Raw genomic sequence first — 17,027 nt, 5'->3', positions numbered from 1 at the left:
TGCTCAACATCATAAAAATCTAAGAACTACTAATTCAGTTGAAAATATTAATATGCAACTCAGAAAACGAGAAAAAATAGTTAAAACATTCTCTAATCTAGATTCAGCTTTTAGATTAATTGGCGCAGTACTTATGGATATTCAAGAAAGATTTGATAAGTCTAACAGACCATTTATCGCTTAATTAAGCTACTTATTTTTAAAAAAATAAGTAGTGATCAAACAACTATATCTGTTTAAACTTCAAAATAAATATAGTTGTTCGATTCATTAAAAACCAAAGGTTGATTACATTCTAAAGATATTACACAAACATATGGACTTGACTATAAAATAAATTACCGGTCCAGAAATGAGAAATACAGGCCGATAAATAAAAATATAGACCCGAAAACCTTGTTTTCGGGTCGCTCAATCTTTAAGATTCTATCAATTTTTCGTTATGTAAATTAATATAATATACTTCGTTATCTGTCCATTCATCAAATTCATAAATAAAGTTCTTTCTTAATACTTCAAATTCAAATCCTAATTTTTTAATGAGTTTTTTAGAAGGTTCGTTATCTACATTAATATGTGCTTCTATGCGATGAAGTTTTAATGTTTTATAACATTGGCTGATGACTTCTTTCATAGCTTCAAATGCATAACCTTGATTCCAAAATTGGTTGTGCAAGAAATAGCCACATTCTCCCCATTGGAAGTCAGACCTGCTTAATACTTTAATATCCAGCATGCCTACATGTTTGCCATTTTCTAGAAATATTCCAAATATAAACGTATCGTCTTGTTTAATGAGCGCTTGTTGTTTATCAACGAGTGCTTTAAACCAAGTTTCGTCGCATTCATCCATATTGATTTTCCCTTTGTCGTGTTTATATTGCGAAGGATATCGATTTTCAAAGCCTTCAATCCAATCTTTGTGGTCATCATAGTTTAAAGGTCGAATCGTCAACCTATTCGTACGGAAAGTTAATTCTTTATCTGTATACATTAAAAATCCCCTTTGTAAAAATATGTGTAATTTATTACATTATATACCTTAATTACCTAGGTTTGTAGAGGAAGCTTACAATAAAGATGTATGCTATTCATGAATTATTAGAGGTAATGAATACTATCCGATATAATTTGGTTATATAACGTCGAGTAAATATTATAGTATTAAATTATGATTAACCATGTAAGGAGGGAATGGAATGATAGATGATTTAAATAAAGCATTAGATTATATTGAAGATAATTTAACAAATGACTTATCTATTGAAAATATTGCTAAACATGTAGGTATATCTGATTATCACTTTCGGAAAATATTTCAGGCAATATCTGGTCTGCCTTTGAGTGAATATATTAAAAAGCGTAAATTGTCATTAGCTAATGTTGATTTAAAAAATGGTGAATCTGTTACTAAAGTAGCCTTTAAATATGGTTATCATTCAGTAGATGGATTTAGTCGCGCATTTAAAAACTGGACAGGTTCTTTGCCATCAAATGCAATGCATCTTGCATGTATAAAATCATTTCCTAAACTTACTTTTACGATAAGTATAAGAGGAGGTATAGATATGGAATATAGAATTGAAAATAAACCTGCTATCAAATTTGTCGGGGTTTCAACAAAGATACCTATGCAGTTTGAAGGTGTAAATCAAAGTATTGTAGAGCTTGCAAATAGTATTTCAAACGAACAAAAATCATATATGCATACACTTAATAATATTGAACCAAAAGAAGTATTAAATATTTCTTATGATGCTGATGCATATTTTGAAAAAGAAGAAGGATACTTAACTCATATGATTGGTGTAATTACTGATAAAGTAGAAATAAATCGTGAGTTATTAGATGTTTTTGAAGTTGAAGCACATACTTGGGCTGTATTTCCTAATGAAGGACATTTCCCATCTACAATGCAAAATACTATGGCAAGCATTTATGCAGAATGGCTACCATCTTCTGGGTATGAATTAGAAGATGTACCAAATTTCTCATTTACAAAAATGAATACCCAGGAAGAAACAGCTTACAGTGAAATTTGGATAGCAGTTAGAAGTATAGAAAAAGTCTAGGGTGCCATACCCTAGACTTTTTCTCATTAATAAGCTTTCTCTATATCATCTAATTGTTTAATTGTTGAACTAATGCCACCAGAACCGAAGAACCATGTGTTGGAATCAAACTTTAGTATATCTTTATTTTTGATGGCACTAACATTTTTAATGACTGGATTTTCAAGTTCTTGTGGTAATCCTTTAGAATCATCATCTGTTCTATTTATATAGAAGATTTTGTCTGGATTCTTTTCTGCGATATATTCATATGATACTAACTGTCCGCTTGAGTTTGCTGGCATGTCTGGATCAATATGTTTGATACCTAAATCACCACTTAAAAAGCCACCATATCTACCAGTTTTACCGTATGTCTTAATGCCTTTTTGGTCAATATTCGCAAACATAACGGTATCGTCATTCACTTTATTTTTTACAGATTTAACTTTTTGATCAAGTTTCTTTATGAGTGATTGAGTTTCATTTTCTTTATCGAATATTTTTCCAATATTTTGTGCATTTTCCTTAATAGATTCTATGTAACGATCATCATCAGGACTCACGTAAAGTACTTTTGCGTTAGGTGCGGCCTTTTTAAATTCTTTTAAGTTTTTAGTATAAGCTTGCCTAAATGATATTAAAATTAAATCCGGATCTTCTTCAGCGATTTTTTCAAAATTCGGTCTGCCGGGATTTCCTAAATTGGTATATTTATCATCTTTAAACTCTGATAAATAACTTGGTAAGAAATCACCATTTGGACCTTTAGGAATAGCTGTTATATGTTTTTGTAATTTCAAATCTTTCATAATATCTACAGCCCCATAATCCATGACAATAACTTTTTTAGGATTCTTAGGTATTGTTAAAGTTTCAGTTTTTTTCTTACCTCTATTATGATCTTTATTCTTTTCTTTATATTCAAAAGTATTCTTAATTGTGACAGTATCTTTATGACTGACTTCACCTTTACTATTACTACATGCAGATAATAATAAAAGAACACAAACGATGACGGTTATATACTTTTTCATGATTGCCTCCTATTTTTAATTGATAACATTTCTCAATTATACAAAATAATTTAAGAATAACAAGTGCTATTTTTAAAAATCGGGAATGTTTTAGAGGGTGCATATTTACTTATTCCCCATATAGAATAATTTGTATATAATTAAAGTAAGTCATGATATGGTGGTATGCAATATGAAGAAAAACTATATATTTATTATTTTATTTACCTTTTTTAGTATTATTGGCAGTAAATTATTTACATTTGCGCTTTCTTTTCATGTTTTAAAGATAACAGGAAGTGTACAAGCATTTTCTAATATTATGATTATATATTCGCTCATATTTATTTTGGGTAGCACTACTATCGGATATTATATAGATAAGATTAATAAAAAATCATTTATTATAACTATGCAGTGCATATCGATTTTATCAATTATAAGTATTTACTTAATACCAAATAGTTTAAACCAACTTCTATACATATACATAATTGTAGTCATTTTAACAGTTACAGATATGGCTGTATCACTCACTTTTAACAGTGGTTTGTTAAGTTTAGTTAGTGAACGTTTTATAGATCAAACAGTTTCATATAGAAATGTCATTCAGAATGTATTACAAATAGGTGCTCCAATTTTAGGTGGAATAGTATACGCTTATTTCGATATTAAGACTTTTATGATTATTATGTTTGTAACTGAGCTCATTTCATTAATAATAGTGCTTAATATTGCGTTTAATAAAGTTCTAGCAAGTAAAGTCTATGAAGAAGTTAAGGATACATTCTTTAACAGTTATAAAGTTGTATTTAAATTTTTGAAATCAAATAAAGATATATTTTTAATACTATTATCAGGATCTATCATTAACTTTATGTTTGGTTTCGTTACGGTAGGTATTCCAGGAAGTTTTGTCACTATATTTAATATGAATTCTAAACAGTTAGGAATCATTGAAACAGGATTTCCGCTAGCAGGTATATTGTTTGGTTTGATTTATCCTAAGTTGAAGAATAAAGGAACACTTGTAGCAAATATGCAAGTTGCCATGATTACTTTAGCTGTGGGAATACTCATATTATGTATTCCGTTTATAACAGATTTATATAATTTATCGATACTTGTAATATATTTTATAAGTATATTTATTATCGGAAGCGGCGTCGTACTGAGTAATGTACCGATAAACATTTATGTACAAAAAAATGTACCAGAACAAATAAAAGGTAAATATTTAGCATTGTCACAAACAATGTCACAAGTAATGATGCCTTTTGGAATTTTAGTTGCAGGTATACTCTTTGACATTAATTCAGTATTCTATATTATTTCGTTCACCTTTACCGCAATATTATGCTTTATCTTGGCATATCTTTACGCATTTATCAAAAAGCATGACGGCGTAATTTGAGGGATTATCAATAAAGAAATAGAAGTATTAGAATAAAGTATATATTAAACCCCAACTCGAAAATATCGGGTTGGGGTTTTTAAATTTATTAAAATGATTATTATTAAACAAAAGTAATAAAAATAAATAAATGTTTTATTTAATATTCCTTGTAATTGAAATTTAAAAGTGTAGGATGAAGGTGTATCATCTTATGATACATAATCTATATAAAGGGAGAGTAATCGAATGAACAAATTTTCAAAAGTTTTTGTTTCAACCGGTTTAGCAGTAGCGACAGTATTTACGGTAGGCGCGGCGGGTAACGGTCATTCCGTTGATGCGGCGAGCAACAGTAATATGGATAGCCAAGCTTCTCAACCTTATACTTCTTATTACAATGGATATGTGAGTTATGATCCTGGATTTTTCATAACGGATACATTCAAAAAAGGATTTGAATCAGGTAATTTCACGTTAAATGGATATGAAACACCTGCACATGAAGATTATGCTAAAGAACATCAAGATGAAGCTAAAAATATAAATTTATATGATCAAAATTTAAATGTATATAGTAACTACGGTTTAGATGCTAATGCACAACCGACAAATGCAAATCAATTTAATTTATCGATAGATGATGTTGTTGATTCTTACGGTACAGATTTCAGTAAATCAGGTAGTCCGAGAAGTGTTGAAGGTCAATATTCTTGGAGTTTAAATGGTTATAAAATTGCCTTCACTTCTGATGAAACAGGTACTGTAACGAGAATTGATTTCTATACGATTGTTGAATAATGCTATAGATTGTTAAATTGTTCTATACGATATTGAAGTTCATCAAAGTCTATTATACGGGCTTGTCGGTGAACTTCTTTTTGGTTGTAATAAAGTAATACGACAGGTGAAGTGAATAAATTTAATTGTCCGACTGCTTCTGGCATTTGATTAGCAACAATTTCGTATGCTGGAATGTCATAGTCTTCCACCATTTTTTGTACGATTGGATGATCTGCTTTACATACCGAACAATTCTCGCTAGATACATAGATTAGTGTGAATGTATGTGCATCAATCTGTTTATTTAATTCATCAAAAGTTGTGATGATTTTCATGAAATTTAGCTCCTATCATTTAATTATAATGGCAAATATTATACCATTATATGAGAACAGGAGGAAAAAATATGTTTGGTAATAAAGATAATGATTCAAAAGATAATAATCGATTTTATGTTAAATAGGTAGATAATGTTAAAGGATTAGGTCGCATTTCGATTCTTGTTGATCGTGAAACAGGCGTCAACTATATCAATGCTTGGGTAGGTACAGGTAGTGGTTTAACACCATTGTTAGATGAGAATGGAAAACCTGTAATAGATAAAGTTTAATAAAATATACATCAAAGTCAAAGGAGTATTTAAATGTCTAGAAGATTTCTAAAAATGATGATAACAGTTGTGACGATAATGTTAATCATCAATGTATCATCTGAAGAAGTAGAAGCGGCCCAAGAAGAAGGTACGATGGGTCATGGTTATAAGAAATACATAGAAAATGAAAATCAAAATACTTTTAGAAATAAACAAGAAATAGAGGAATCTTCGACAGTAGCTAAAGATGATTCGATACTTGATTTATCAGAATGGCAAGGTGAATTAACTGCAGCTCAAGTTAAAAAGCTTAAAGCCAATTATGACTTTATTATTTTAAGAGCACAGTATGGTTCAGACTATAAAGATGCAACATTTGATACAAATTCAAAATTACTTTCTGCCAATAATATGAAGTATGGTGTATATACATATAGTATGTATGAAAATGCAAGTGAAGCAAGAACAGAAGCGAAATCGCTATATAATAGAGCACCTAATGCAAGTTTCTATATCAATGATTATGAGGAAGAATCAGTTGCTTCAGGAGATACGAATGCAAGTACACTCGCTTGGTTAAATGAAATGAGGAAGTATTCAGGCGATAAGAAAGTATTACTATATTCTTATGAAGACTTTATGGTTAATCATACAGCAAATGCTGTCGGCTCTTATGATGGTTATTGGTTAGCCTCATATCAAGAAACACAACCTGAAAGAGAACATGTATTATGGCAATACACAGATAGTTACTATTCATCAGAACTTGATCAAAATGTCGATGCAAATGTACTAGGACCAAATGTGCAAACAAGCTGGTTTATAAATTAATGAGCATTATGATTTCTCTTTTGTAAAGTGAACGGTATAATCACTTGAAGAAAAGAAGGTGAATATAATGAACATATTAGATGAATACTTTATCTTATTTGATGAAGCAAGATACAGTGAAGAAAGTTTTCATAAATTAAATGAACTATTTCATGATGATATAGAATTTGTACTAAATAAGAAGACTTTTAAAGGTAAAGAAGCTTGGAAGCAGTTTGTTAAAAGTGTTTATACAACAAATAAAGATTTAAAACATATGCACAACGGTTGGACGCAAAACGAAGACGGTAGTTACGAAACAGATTGGGCAATTTGTGGTAATCGATATGAAACAGGTGTTTATACACAAGAAGGCAAAGATATCGCAAGATTAGATGCAAACGGCAAAATTATCTACTTAGAAAACCAACCTAAAGATGATCAATTGTTTTCAAATCAATCATAAAAAACTTAGAAGAGTTCCTAAAATTATTTTGGGAACTGTTCTTTTTCCATTAATGGGACGGGACCATTATTGACGATTGTTGTGAAATGTTTGATTAAATGAGATTTATCGATTCTATTTTCGTCTTGTATCCAATGTTTAATAAGTGAAATACCTGCACCTGATACATAGCTTGTGAAATATAGTAATGGAATATCACCAATAGTGTTGTTGATATTCTTATATGAACTTAAATGATCAAATATCAATGGTTAATAGATAAAAATCGAGAAAGAGCTTTTTCTGACAGACGATTATATTAAATAGTACGAATTTAATAGTTAAATAAATATTGTCTAATTTGACATAAATTGGTATAATAATGTTAATAAATAATCGGCGTTGTAGCGCAGATATAAAAATTAATACTACATAGAAATATTAAAAGAGACTGAGACATTACTTTGTGTCCCAGTCTTTTTTTAATTGAAAAATCAATCTAAACGTGAGGTTCTATGTTGCTTGTTTAGGCTGTCTTGCAACATACAGAGGTTCTATGTTGCTTGTTTCACCAGTCTTGATAAATACGAGGTTCTCAACATTGCTTGTCGAGCCCCGCTTGCAATATTCAGCCTCTCAACATTGCTAGTCACGCTCCACTTGCAATATTCAGCTTCTTATTTCTAAAAATGAAAAAAGTCTAGAACATTTCTGTCCCAGACGTTTGTATGTCTTAAATATCTATATAAATAGATACTTTAAAGCTAGGATTTTGTATCCCAGCTTTATTTTTTATGTTCTTCTATAAATGCTTTTGTCTTACTAGTAATGAGTGGTCCGCCTGTGTATATGTCTCTAGTTGATGGGTTTTTGACTTTTTCAGTTGGACGAATGCCATGTGCATGTATACCTATGACATGGTTGTCTTGATTAAATACTGGAGATCCTGAAAATCCTATAGTTCGATGCATGTGTCCGATATATTCGATATAGTCTTGAGTTGGTTTAAGATAGAATCCTTTTGATTGATACATATATTGACCGTCATATGGTTCTTCATTTGGATAACCTGCCATAAATAATGCTGATTTAGGTTTCAATTTTTGAATTTCACGTTCGGATGCTATAGTTAAAGGTTTAATTTTAGGTGTTAATGATTTTTCAGTAATGAGTACTGCGACATCTCTTTCGTTTGATTTATAAAATTGCTTAATCTTGAATTTCATCGGTGTATATTGATTAGATTTAGCTGGAAAGAAATAAAATTGTTTCTTTTCCTTATTTCCGTCATCATCACTTGCGACATGTGAAGCTGTGATAACTGTATGATCATCGACGACAAACCCTGTTGCGCCATTTCCTGACTTGCCTGTTTCATCAGATGTAACTTTACCAACAGCTTGACTGATAGTTTTGTCGTTTGAATGAAATGGTTTGATTTTAAGTTGCTCATTTGGAATTTGTGAACCTAATTTAAAAGCTTCTTGATAATCATGATGTGTTGCTTTAGTAAATGTATCTTTATAGGTTGCAGGGACATCAGTTGGTATCAATAAATAATTGAACATGGAAATTATGAGTATTAAATATAATTTAAGGTATAACAGCATTTAATCACAATCTTTCTCAAAATTGAATCATCACTATGTTATACCCTGATATTTCTATTATAAAAATCCAACGACAATAAATGTGATTACTGATAACACGATTGACGTTATAAGCATTGCTATCATTGGTTTGAATGCTTTCGTTTTTAAGTCACTGAAAGATACATTTAAACCGATACCGACCATTGCCATAATTAAGATGAGTGTTGTAAATGTACTGATTACATTTACTATTGATTCAGGAATAGGAATGAACGTATTCACAGCGCTCATAATTAAAAATCCAATTAAAAAGTACGGAAAGTCTATTTTTTGTGACACTTTATGTGATCTCTTTCTATTAACGATAATTAAGAAAATAATACTTAATGGTATTAATAGAAATACTCTACCTAACTTTGTTAATAAGCCAATGCCTAATGATGACTGTCCTCCGGCATCTGCTGCTAAAATAACGTGTGCAATTTCATGTAAGCTTGAACCTGACCAAATACCATAAAATTCAGCATTCATTGGAAAAATAGCGAATAATAGCGTGTAAGTTAAAGAGAATATTGTACCCATTATGGCCACTAAACCTACACTAATCCCAACATCACTGTCTTTAGATTTAAGAATAGGTGATATTGCGGCAATTGCAGCTGCACCACAAACACCAGTTCCAACACCTAATAACAAGACTAAATTGTTATCTCCTTTAATGATTTTATTTAAAAACAAAATAAACAATATCGCAAAAGCGACGACACCAACATCTAGTAATAATAATGTGCTACCTTGGTGAATAATCGTCCACAAATTTAATTTAAGCCCGTATAGAATAATCGCAAATCTTAATAATTTTTTTGATGAAAATGCAATCCCCGATTCGATTTGCGTAGGATATCCCCTGAAATGTCTATATAAAATAGCTGTAATAATCGCAATTGCGAGTGCACCAACTTTGTTAAATACCGGTAAATACGATAAAAGTATACTGACAATAGCAACTAAAAACGTAAATCCAATACCGAGTAAAAAACGTTTATTAAATTTCTCCCCCATAATGTTCACCTCAACGTAAGTTTAAGTGCAAGATGAATATTTGTGAAATGCTATTTTTAAATATATAATATAACAAAAATGATATGAGGTGGTTGTAATGGAAGATAAATTACAAATCTTAAAAGTTATTGTAGAAGAAGAGGGCTTTACGAATGCTGCCGAAAAGTTATATAAATCACAGCCATCAATAAGTAGAGATATCAAAACACTTGAAGAAAAATATCAAATTAAGATTTTTGAAAATACAAGAAAGCATATTATTTTGACAGAAGAGGGAAGAGAGTTATATAACTATGCATGCCAATTAGCAATATTAGATGAGCAATTGCAAACAAAAATTAATCAGCATAAAGAAGATGTGAAAGGGAAGTTTGTCATAGGAACGAGTCACACTTTCGGTCAATCGATGTTACTAGACTTAACAATCTATCTACAAACAAAATATCCAAAATTAAATATTCATATATATGTCTATAACTCAGCTGATATATTAAATAAGTTGAAAGATTACTCACTTGATCTAGGCATTATCGAAAAGCCAGTACTGGACGACAAAATCAATAGTGAAGTCCTAACGAGAGATAAACTATTACTCGTGAAAAATAAACAAACAAACCAAAATTTAAATCAATTAAGATGTTACGTTAGAGAAACAGGATCGGGTATAAGATATTATCAAGATATGCTATTACAGCAATTGAATTTAACATCTCGTAAAGTCGTCATTAATGATAACCAATTAATTTTAGAACTCGTTAAACAAAACATGGGCTTTACGATATTATCCAATTTCTCTATAAAATCATTTGATGAAGATTATATCGTCACAAACGACCTAGATTTAAATCGTAATTTCTTTATAGTGTCTAACAAATCAAGATACAAGACAAATAAATATAATACGATCGTAAATGAAATTAAGAACTATAAGTTTAGATAAATACATAAAGAGACTGGGACATAATATAATGTCTCAGTCTCTTTAAACATCTTGGCAGTAGCTGACTGAATTGAAAATGCGCTTTTAACAAGCTTTTTTCAACTCTAGTCATCCTTGCCGGGGCGGGACTACGAAATCTTTTTATACAAATTAGATTTCTGTCCCGCTCCCTTATGTAACAACATTTATTTATTATCTTCAATTTCTTTGGCCAATACTGTATCTACAGGATTTTCACTTTTATTAAGTTCCGAAACAATATTCTTTTTATCAATGTCACTACGATTCTGGCTTAGTTTATAAGCAGCATCAATTTCTTCAATTTCCATTTTAAAACCTACAATACCTTTAACTTGTTTTTTCGTTTGATCTGATAAATTGTTCCAAGTTGCACCATTTTGTCGATGACTTTCATATTTATTTAAAAGGATCGTCAAATCATCTACTAACTCTGACTCACTTAACAAATGCCCTTTACCATACGCATGTATACTTTGGTAATCCCAAGTTGGAACATCTTCTTTTTCATACCATGTAGAAGAAATATAAGCATGAGGACCATGGAATATGATAAGGATATGTTCGTTTGATTCGATTGTTTGCCATTGTTTATTAGCATTTGCAAAATGGCCTGACACATATAAGGTATTATCTTTTTCTTCAATATTAACCGGTAAATGTGTAGCAAGAGGTTTTAATTCGTCATAAGTAATGATGGTTACAAAATTATTATGCATCATAAAATCTTTGATTTTTCCATAATCCTTCATTTGATAATATTTTGGTACATACATGTAAAAGCCCCCTTATAAATCATTCATCATAATGCACGAAGGCTGAGAGATATCGTGCGCCACCCACTCTCTAAAATTACTTATTCTCTTAATGATACCCAAGTAATCTAGAAATTTTGTTAGCACATGTTTTTAATTCATCTACAAAGAACTCTTTCTTATCTAATTCTGTTGTAGGGAATGAAAGGCTGATAGCGCCTTGGACTTCGTTTCGATAGTTTACGAAGTATGTACTTACGCAATATATGCCTTTTTCGTTTTCTTCGTTATCAACGGAATAACCTTGTTCCCGGATGACTGCTATTTCATCGATGAATTGATCATAGTCTGTGATTGTATTTTCGGTTAGTTTAACAATGTTCGATTGATTCCATATTTCTTGGATTCTTTCATTCTCATACGTCGAAAGGATAGATTTACCTACTGCTGTGCAATACATTGGTGCTCGTTTCCCAATTTTTGATGCCATCGATCGATTGTTATTACTTGGTATAAATTTATCAATATATACCACTTCGTTATTGTCTTCCACTACTAAATGACATGTTTCCCCAACTGTTGTCATCAGCTGACTAATCATACTTTTAGCTACATTTAAAAAATCAATATTTTGTACACGTTTATTCCCAAGTTGGAACATTTTAAAAGTTATTTCATATTGATTGGTCAATGCGTTTTGTTGAACGTAGCCATTGCTAATCAATGAATTAACAAGTCTATGTACAGTTGCTTTAGATAATTGAGTTTCATCTACTAAGTCTTTTAATGATATTTGTTCTTTTTCAGATATGATTTCTAAAATGCTTAATGCGCGGTCAATGGATTGAACGTTAGAAGCCATAATCATCACCTCTTTGATAAAAATATAGCATAAATTATTCTATGAATTAAGTAACATAGATGAAAATAAATAATTGACAACGTTTTCACAAACGTTATAATAATACTAAATATTACTATACAATACATTGTATCATAATGTGGAACGGAGGGCTATTTTGAAAAAGTATAAAATTTTAAACCAGTTACATGAAAATTACCTCGTTGCAGTTGTTAGAGGGAATGACGAGGATGAAACAAAGAAAATTGTGGATGAAATCATTAAAGGTGGATTTAAAAATATAGAAATTACGTTTACTGTACCGAATGCTGAAGAAGTGATTAATCAAGTACATAAACAATATGGTGATGATATCGTTCTTGGTGCAGGTACAGTGTTAGATGCTGCTACTGCACAAATTGCGATTAATAAAGGGGCGCAATATATTGTAAGTCCGCATTTAGACACCAATATATCTAAATTATGTAATGTATATTCTATTCCATACTTACCAGGTTGTAGTAGTGCAACAGAAATTATAGAAGCGTTACGCTATGGCTCTGATTTAATTAAACTGTTCCCAGGAGGACAATTAGGTGCCGGATTTATTAAAGATATTAAAGGTCCAGTACCTAACGTAGAACTGATGCCTTCCGGAGGCGTGAATTTAGATAACGTATCTGATTGGATTGAAAAAGGTTCATTTGCTGTAGGTATTGGTGGCGACTTAACGAAAGAATTTACAGGAAATAATTATGAAGTTATTTCAGAAAAAGCTCAAAAGTATGTAGAAGCTGTTAGAAATCGATGAAAGTGAGTGGTAGAAATGAGGCTTTTCACAATAGGTGATTCCATGATAGCCATGAATCCTAGTAATAAAGGACCTTTGAAATTTAATCATACATTCCAAAGAACAATTGGAGGCGCGGAATTAAATGTAGCAATTGGTGCGAGTAGATTAGGGTTAGAAACAACTTTTTATTCAAAAGTTGGTAAAGATGAATTTGGTCAACATATTATCAATAATTTACGTGGAGAAGGTATTGATACAGAGCATATCGAACAAGTATCAGGAAAAAACACGTCCGTTTATTTTAAACAAATCAATGCAGATGGAAGCGGTGCTTCATTTTATTATCGAGACAATGCACCCATTAAAGACTTAACAGAAGAAGATGTCGCACATATTAACTTTGATGATATTGATTATTTCCACGTCAGTGGTGTGTTTGTCGCATTATTGCACCATAAAATCGAACTGATTCAATCAATGATAAAAAAAGCACAAAAAGCAAATACAACTGTAACTTTAGATCCAAATATTAGACTAAAAACTTGGTCTAAAGAAACAGCAAGTGAAAGTCTAGGCGCGTTATTGCCTTATACAGATATTCTGTTAACAAGCGATGAAGAACTAGAAATTCTTAAAATAGCGACACCATTTGAAAATATTGAAGATTTATTAAAAGAACAAGGCTTACAAGAAATCATTGTCAAAGGTGGACATTTACCAACACAATTTGTAAGCAATGAAGAACAATTTGAAACAGAAGTCTTTCCAGTAAGTCCAATCGATACAGTAGGCGCTGGAGATGGCTTTTCAAGCGGATACTTGTTCGCTTTAAGTAAAGAATATACAGCAAAAGAACGCGTAAGATTCGCAAATGCAGTTGGTGGAATGGTTACAGAAGTAATAGGCGATAACGAAGGATTGCCATATTTAGAACAAGTAGAAAGTTTCTTGAGTGGTAAAGAACTTATAAATAGATAGAAAAGAGTGTGTATACATGAAAGCAGCTAGAGTAATCGGAAAAAATGAACTTGTTGTAGAAACATTAGATAAACCTAAGATAAACGAAGAACAAAATATTTTAATAAAAACTAAAAAAGTGGGCATATGTGGTTCAGATAGACATATTTTACATGGAACTAACCCATTAGCAACTATTCCTAGAGTGGTTGGACATGAAGTAGTAGGCATTGTAGATGAGGTTTATGGAGAGTCTGAATTACAAGTAGGCGATCACGTGGTCGTTGAACCTATTAGACCTTGTGGAGAATGTTATGCATGTAAGCAAGGTAGACCAAATGTATGTGAGAAGTTAGTCGTTTTCGGTGTGCATGAAGATGGTGGTATGAGAGAGTACTTCGCTATTAATGAGAAGCAACTTCATAAAGTAAATAAAGATATTCCATTTGAAAAGAGCGTTCTGATTGAACCACTTACAATTGGTGCTCAAGCAACTAGTAGAGGCGATCTTCAAGATGGAGATACTCTACTTATACAAGGGGCTGGCCCTATTGGATTATGCATATTACGATACGCTAAATTGAAAGATGTAAAAGTAATCATTTCAGATTTAGATCAATCAAGATTGGATTATGCAAAACAACAAGGTGCAGATATTTCCATTAATGTGGCTGAGAAAGATTTACTTGAAGAAGTCAGATCCATTACGAATGGCGAAGGCGTCAATGTATCGATAGATGCAGTTTGTATGCCTCAAACATTTGAAACAAGTGTTCAAGTAACGTCTGCAGCAGGGAGAGTGGTCGTATTAGGATTTGATGAAAGACCAGCTAACATTTCACAAATGCCAATTACAAAAAATGAACTGACTATTGTTGGTTCAAGATTACAAACTTATAAGTTTGCAGAAGTAATAGAGAATATTGAAAAAGGTAAATTTGATGATTTTGATTTAGTAACACATCAATTTGATTTAAATGAAGCAAAAGAAGCGTTTCAATATATAGATGAACATCCAGAACAAGTTAAGAAGGCTATTATTAATTTCAATTAGGAGATGGATAAAATGGAAATGACATTTCGTTGGTACGGAAGAAACAATGACACAATTACATTAGAAGATATTAAACAAATACCTAATACAACTGGGATTGTATGGGCACTTCATGAAAAGCCAGTTGGTGCTGTTTGGGAAAAAGAAGAAATTAAAGAAGAAGTTGAATATATTGAATCACATGGATTTAATGCAAAAGTTGTTGAAAGTGTGAATGTTCATGAATCTATTAAATTAGGTAATAGTGAACGTGATGAATTAATCGAAAATTATAAACAAACAATTGAGAATTTAGCTGAATATGGTGTGGAAGTTATTTGTTATAACTTCATGCCAATATTTGATTGGACTAGAACAGATATGTTCCATCCATTAGAAGATGGTTCTACAGCACTATACTTTGATTATGAAAAAGTTAAAAATTTAGATCCGAAAGAATTAATAGAAACTGTTTCAAGTGCGAGTAAAAATCTAACAATGCCAGGTTGGGAACCAGAAAAATTAGATCAAATTTCAGAACTATTTGAAGCTTATAAAGACATAGATGAAGAAAAATTATGGGAAAACTTTGCATACTTTATAAACGCAATCATTCCAACTGCAGAACGTTGTGGCATTAAAATGGCAATTCACCCAGATGATCCACCATATTCTATTTTCAACTTACCAAGAATTATAACTGGTGCAGATAGTTACGAGAGAATGTTTGAAATCAATAATAGTCCAAATAATGCGATTACGTTATGTACGGGCTCTATGGGTGCTAGTAAAGATAATGATATGGCAGAAATTGCTTTGAAATACCATGAGCATGCACCATTTATGCATATTAGAAATGTTCGTATCTCCGAAAATGGCAGTTTTGTAGAGACTTCTCATTTTACAGAAGACGGTAATATTGATATTGCACAAATTATGAAACATTTATCAGATGCAGATTATAAAGGATACATTCGACCAGATCACGGTAGACATTTATGGAATGAAGAATGTCGTCCAGGATACGGATTATATGATAGAGCATTAGGCATTATGTACTTAAATGGATTATGGGATGCATATCAACTTGAAAAGGAGTCTGGTAAAAATGTTTAGTAAACATGAAAGTTTAAAAGATAAAGTTGTTGTAATTACAGGTGGAAGCGGAGTGCTTTGTAGAACAATTGCGAAAGAATTAGGCAAACAAGGCATGCAAATCGCCATTTTAAATCGTACTTATGATAAAGGTGTAGAAGTTGTTCAAGAAATAGAAGCTGAAGGTGGTATTGCTCGTAACTATTCAGTTGATGTTACGAATGAAGAATCGCTAACGAAAGCTAAAGACGAAATTTTAGAAGCATTTGGAAAAATTGACTATTTAATTAATGGTGCAGGTGGTAATAATCCTGACGCTATTACAGATTCAGAGTCATATAATGCTGAAGATAAAAAGAACTTTTTTGATTTAGAACAAAGTGGATTTGAACATGTATTTAATAATAACTTTATTGGTTCATTTGTTGCTGCCAAAGTATTCGGTAAAGAATTACTGAAGTCAGAGCATGCAAGTATTATTAATTTCTCTTCTATGAGCAGTTACGCACCAATGACTAAAGTGCCAGCATATAGTGCTGCAAAAGCTGCTATTAATAACTTTACGCAGTGGTTGGCTGTTTATTTTGCAGAGGAAGATATTAGAGTTAATGCGATTGCGCCAGGATTTTTCTTAACAGAACAAAATAGAGACTTATTATTAAACGAAGACGGAAGTCTGACGGCACGTTCAGAAAAAATATTAAGTCAAACACCTCTTGGAGAATTTGGGAAACCAGAAGCACTTATCGGTACGATTTTATGGTTATTAGATAAAGATTATTCATCATTTGTAAATGGCATTACTGTACCAGTCGATGGCGGGTTTATGGCATACTCAGGCGTTTAATAAA

Annotated in this window: 21 protein-coding genes; 13 read left to right on the top strand and 8 right to left on the bottom strand. The window is 31.4% G+C overall.

Annotation, left to right across the window (positions count from 1 at the left end):
• Positions 1-184 (top strand): transposase (locus LQ611_RS03775; protein WP_239709348.1); only part of this gene is annotated, 184 nt, incomplete at its 5' end.
• 234 nt (positions 185-418) lie between these two features.
• Here the strand turns inward: LQ611_RS03775 and LQ611_RS03770 are convergent.
• Positions 419-994 carry a GNAT family N-acetyltransferase gene (locus LQ611_RS03770; RefSeq protein WP_025904781.1) on the bottom strand — a complete coding sequence of 192 codons (576 nt, stop codon included), beginning with the start codon at positions 992-994 and terminating at the stop codon, positions 419-421.
• A 205-nt stretch (positions 995-1,199) separates the two neighbouring features.
• Here LQ611_RS03770 and LQ611_RS03765 point away from each other — a divergent pair, with 205 nt between their 5' ends.
• On the top strand, positions 1,200-2,072 hold the full coding sequence (locus LQ611_RS03765; protein ID WP_025904780.1) for an AraC family transcriptional regulator: 873 nt from the start codon (positions 1,200-1,202) through the stop codon (positions 2,070-2,072).
• A gap of 26 nt (positions 2,073-2,098) precedes the next feature.
• Here the strand turns inward: LQ611_RS03765 and LQ611_RS03760 are convergent, their stop codons facing one another.
• On the bottom strand, positions 2,099-3,088 hold the full coding sequence (locus tag LQ611_RS03760; RefSeq protein ID WP_239703083.1) for a siderophore ABC transporter substrate-binding protein: 990 nt from the start codon (positions 3,086-3,088) through the stop codon (positions 2,099-2,101).
• A 172-nt stretch (positions 3,089-3,260) separates the two neighbouring features.
• On the opposite strand from LQ611_RS03760, the gene LQ611_RS03755 reads away from it, so the two are divergent.
• Positions 3,261-4,481: an MFS transporter gene (locus tag LQ611_RS03755; protein ID WP_158011153.1), complete on the top strand. Its 1,221-nt coding sequence runs from the start codon at positions 3,261-3,263 to the stop codon at positions 4,479-4,481.
• Positions 4,482-4,709: 228 nt separating this feature from the next.
• A complete protein-coding gene (isaB, locus tag LQ611_RS03750; protein WP_049319496.1) occupies positions 4,710-5,261 on the top strand; it encodes an immunodominant staphylococcal antigen IsaB family protein in 552 nt (183 codons plus the stop codon).
• Between the two features lie 2 nt (positions 5,262-5,263).
• On the opposite strand, the gene LQ611_RS03745 is transcribed toward isaB, so the two are convergent.
• Positions 5,264-5,578, bottom strand: a complete 315-nt coding sequence (locus tag LQ611_RS03745) for a thioredoxin family protein (RefSeq protein WP_058590832.1) — start codon at positions 5,576-5,578, stop codon at positions 5,264-5,266.
• 155 nt (positions 5,579-5,733) lie between these two features.
• Between LQ611_RS03745 and LQ611_RS14200 the strand changes: the two genes are divergently transcribed.
• From LQ611_RS14200 to LQ611_RS03730, 3 genes are all read left to right on the top strand, one after another.
• Entirely contained in the window at positions 5,734-5,853 is a 120-nt protein-coding gene (locus LQ611_RS14200) for a DUF6440 family protein (protein WP_309137259.1), read from the top strand.
• A 33-nt stretch (positions 5,854-5,886) separates the two neighbouring features.
• Complete coding sequence (locus tag LQ611_RS03735; protein ID WP_119495325.1) at positions 5,887-6,666, top strand: GH25 family lysozyme; 780 nt, start codon at positions 5,887-5,889, stop codon at positions 6,664-6,666.
• A gap of 67 nt (positions 6,667-6,733) precedes the next feature.
• Positions 6,734-7,111 (top strand): polyketide cyclase, encoded by a 378-nt coding sequence (locus LQ611_RS03730; RefSeq protein ID WP_025904774.1) that lies wholly within the window; start codon positions 6,734-6,736, stop codon positions 7,109-7,111.
• 23 nt (positions 7,112-7,134) lie between these two features.
• Here the strand turns inward: LQ611_RS03730 and LQ611_RS03725 are convergent, their stop codons facing one another.
• The 3 genes from LQ611_RS03725 to LQ611_RS03715 all read right to left on the bottom strand — a co-directional run bounded on the left by LQ611_RS03725 (position 7,135) and on the right by LQ611_RS03715 (position 9,744).
• Positions 7,135-7,359, bottom strand: a complete 225-nt coding sequence (locus LQ611_RS03725) for a TetR-like C-terminal domain-containing protein (RefSeq protein ID WP_107565792.1) — start codon at positions 7,357-7,359, stop codon at positions 7,135-7,137.
• A 516-nt stretch (positions 7,360-7,875) separates the two neighbouring features.
• Positions 7,876-8,700 (bottom strand): trypsin-like serine peptidase, encoded by an 825-nt coding sequence (locus LQ611_RS03720; RefSeq protein ID WP_025904773.1) that lies wholly within the window; start codon positions 8,698-8,700, stop codon positions 7,876-7,878.
• 57 nt (positions 8,701-8,757) lie between these two features.
• Positions 8,758-9,744 (bottom strand): YeiH family protein, encoded by a 987-nt coding sequence (locus LQ611_RS03715; protein WP_107572851.1) that lies wholly within the window; start codon positions 9,742-9,744, stop codon positions 8,758-8,760.
• Positions 9,745-9,841: 97 nt separating this feature from the next.
• Between LQ611_RS03715 and LQ611_RS03710 the strand changes: the two genes are divergently transcribed.
• On the top strand, positions 9,842-10,684 hold the full coding sequence (locus tag LQ611_RS03710; RefSeq protein ID WP_239709347.1) for a LysR family transcriptional regulator: 843 nt from the start codon (positions 9,842-9,844) through the stop codon (positions 10,682-10,684).
• Positions 10,685-10,869: 185 nt separating this feature from the next.
• Here LQ611_RS03710 and LQ611_RS03705 read toward each other — a convergent pair whose 3' ends face one another.
• A complete protein-coding gene (locus LQ611_RS03705; protein ID WP_107565794.1) occupies positions 10,870-11,478 on the bottom strand; it encodes an FMN-binding negative transcriptional regulator in 609 nt (202 codons plus the stop codon).
• Positions 11,479-11,566: 88 nt separating this feature from the next.
• Positions 11,567-12,319, bottom strand: coding sequence for an IclR family transcriptional regulator (locus tag LQ611_RS03700; RefSeq protein WP_107565795.1), 753 nt, complete (start codon positions 12,317-12,319; stop codon positions 11,567-11,569).
• 157 nt (positions 12,320-12,476) lie between these two features.
• On the opposite strand from LQ611_RS03700, the gene LQ611_RS03695 reads away from it, so the two are divergent.
• From LQ611_RS03695 to LQ611_RS03675, 5 genes are read left to right on the top strand one after another with little or no spacing between them, the layout of a single operon-like run.
• Positions 12,477-13,109, top strand: coding sequence for a bifunctional 2-keto-4-hydroxyglutarate aldolase/2-keto-3-deoxy-6-phosphogluconate aldolase (locus LQ611_RS03695; protein WP_107572852.1), 633 nt, complete (start codon positions 12,477-12,479; stop codon positions 13,107-13,109).
• A gap of 15 nt (positions 13,110-13,124) precedes the next feature.
• Positions 13,125-14,069, top strand: coding sequence for a sugar kinase (locus tag LQ611_RS03690; RefSeq protein WP_107572853.1), 945 nt, complete (start codon positions 13,125-13,127; stop codon positions 14,067-14,069).
• Positions 14,070-14,085: 16 nt separating this feature from the next.
• A complete protein-coding gene (locus LQ611_RS03685) occupies positions 14,086-15,102 on the top strand; it encodes a zinc-binding alcohol dehydrogenase family protein (RefSeq protein ID WP_107590838.1) in 1,017 nt (338 codons plus the stop codon).
• A gap of 12 nt (positions 15,103-15,114) precedes the next feature.
• Positions 15,115-16,197 (top strand): mannonate dehydratase, encoded by a 1,083-nt coding sequence (uxuA, locus tag LQ611_RS03680; protein ID WP_107572855.1) that lies wholly within the window; start codon positions 15,115-15,117, stop codon positions 16,195-16,197.
• Positions 16,190-17,023 (top strand): SDR family oxidoreductase, encoded by an 834-nt coding sequence (locus tag LQ611_RS03675; protein WP_119495327.1) that lies wholly within the window; start codon positions 16,190-16,192, stop codon positions 17,021-17,023. Before uxuA ends, LQ611_RS03675 begins: the two co-directional genes overlap by 8 nt.
• Positions 17,024-17,027: the final 4 nt, after the last annotated feature.

Origin of the sequence: Mammaliicoccus sp. L-M44 (assembly GCF_022386355.1) — a bacterium.
GTDB lineage: Bacteria > Bacillota > Bacilli > Staphylococcales > Staphylococcaceae > Mammaliicoccus > Mammaliicoccus sciuri_A.
The sequence above is the reverse complement of the archived record's forward strand: the minus strand, read 5'-3'. Positions and strand labels throughout refer to the sequence as shown.

Coding starts and splice junctions, on each gene's coding strand:
- LQ611_RS03735 (WP_119495325.1), top strand. CDS start 5,887: ATGTCTAGAAGATTTCTAAAAATGATGATAACAGTTGTGACGATAATG.
- LQ611_RS03720 (WP_025904773.1), bottom strand. CDS start 8,700: ATGCTGTTATACCTTAAATTATATTTAATACTCATAATTTCCATGTTC.
- LQ611_RS03760 (WP_239703083.1), bottom strand. CDS start 3,088: ATGAAAAAGTATATAACCGTCATCGTTTGTGTTCTTTTATTATTATCT.
- LQ611_RS03770 (WP_025904781.1), bottom strand. CDS start 994: ATGTATACAGATAAAGAATTAACTTTCCGTACGAATAGGTTGACGATT.
- LQ611_RS03745 (WP_058590832.1), bottom strand. CDS start 5,578: ATGAAAATCATCACAACTTTTGATGAATTAAATAAACAGATTGATGCA.
- LQ611_RS03690 (WP_107572853.1), top strand. CDS start 13,125: ATGAGGCTTTTCACAATAGGTGATTCCATGATAGCCATGAATCCTAGT.
- LQ611_RS03685 (WP_107590838.1), top strand. CDS start 14,086: ATGAAAGCAGCTAGAGTAATCGGAAAAAATGAACTTGTTGTAGAAACA.
- LQ611_RS03765 (WP_025904780.1), top strand. CDS start 1,200: ATGATAGATGATTTAAATAAAGCATTAGATTATATTGAAGATAATTTA.
- LQ611_RS03705 (WP_107565794.1), bottom strand. CDS start 11,478: ATGTATGTACCAAAATATTATCAAATGAAGGATTATGGAAAAATCAAA.
- isaB (WP_049319496.1), top strand. CDS start 4,710: ATGAACAAATTTTCAAAAGTTTTTGTTTCAACCGGTTTAGCAGTAGCG.
- LQ611_RS03675 (WP_119495327.1), top strand. CDS start 16,190: ATGTTTAGTAAACATGAAAGTTTAAAAGATAAAGTTGTTGTAATTACA.
- uxuA (WP_107572855.1), top strand. CDS start 15,115: ATGGAAATGACATTTCGTTGGTACGGAAGAAACAATGACACAATTACA.
- LQ611_RS03730 (WP_025904774.1), top strand. CDS start 6,734: ATGAACATATTAGATGAATACTTTATCTTATTTGATGAAGCAAGATAC.
- LQ611_RS03715 (WP_107572851.1), bottom strand. CDS start 9,744: ATGGGGGAGAAATTTAATAAACGTTTTTTACTCGGTATTGGATTTACG.
- LQ611_RS03700 (WP_107565795.1), bottom strand. CDS start 12,319: ATGGCTTCTAACGTTCAATCCATTGACCGCGCATTAAGCATTTTAGAA.
- LQ611_RS03710 (WP_239709347.1), top strand. CDS start 9,842: ATGGAAGATAAATTACAAATCTTAAAAGTTATTGTAGAAGAAGAGGGC.
- LQ611_RS03755 (WP_158011153.1), top strand. CDS start 3,261: ATGAAGAAAAACTATATATTTATTATTTTATTTACCTTTTTTAGTATT.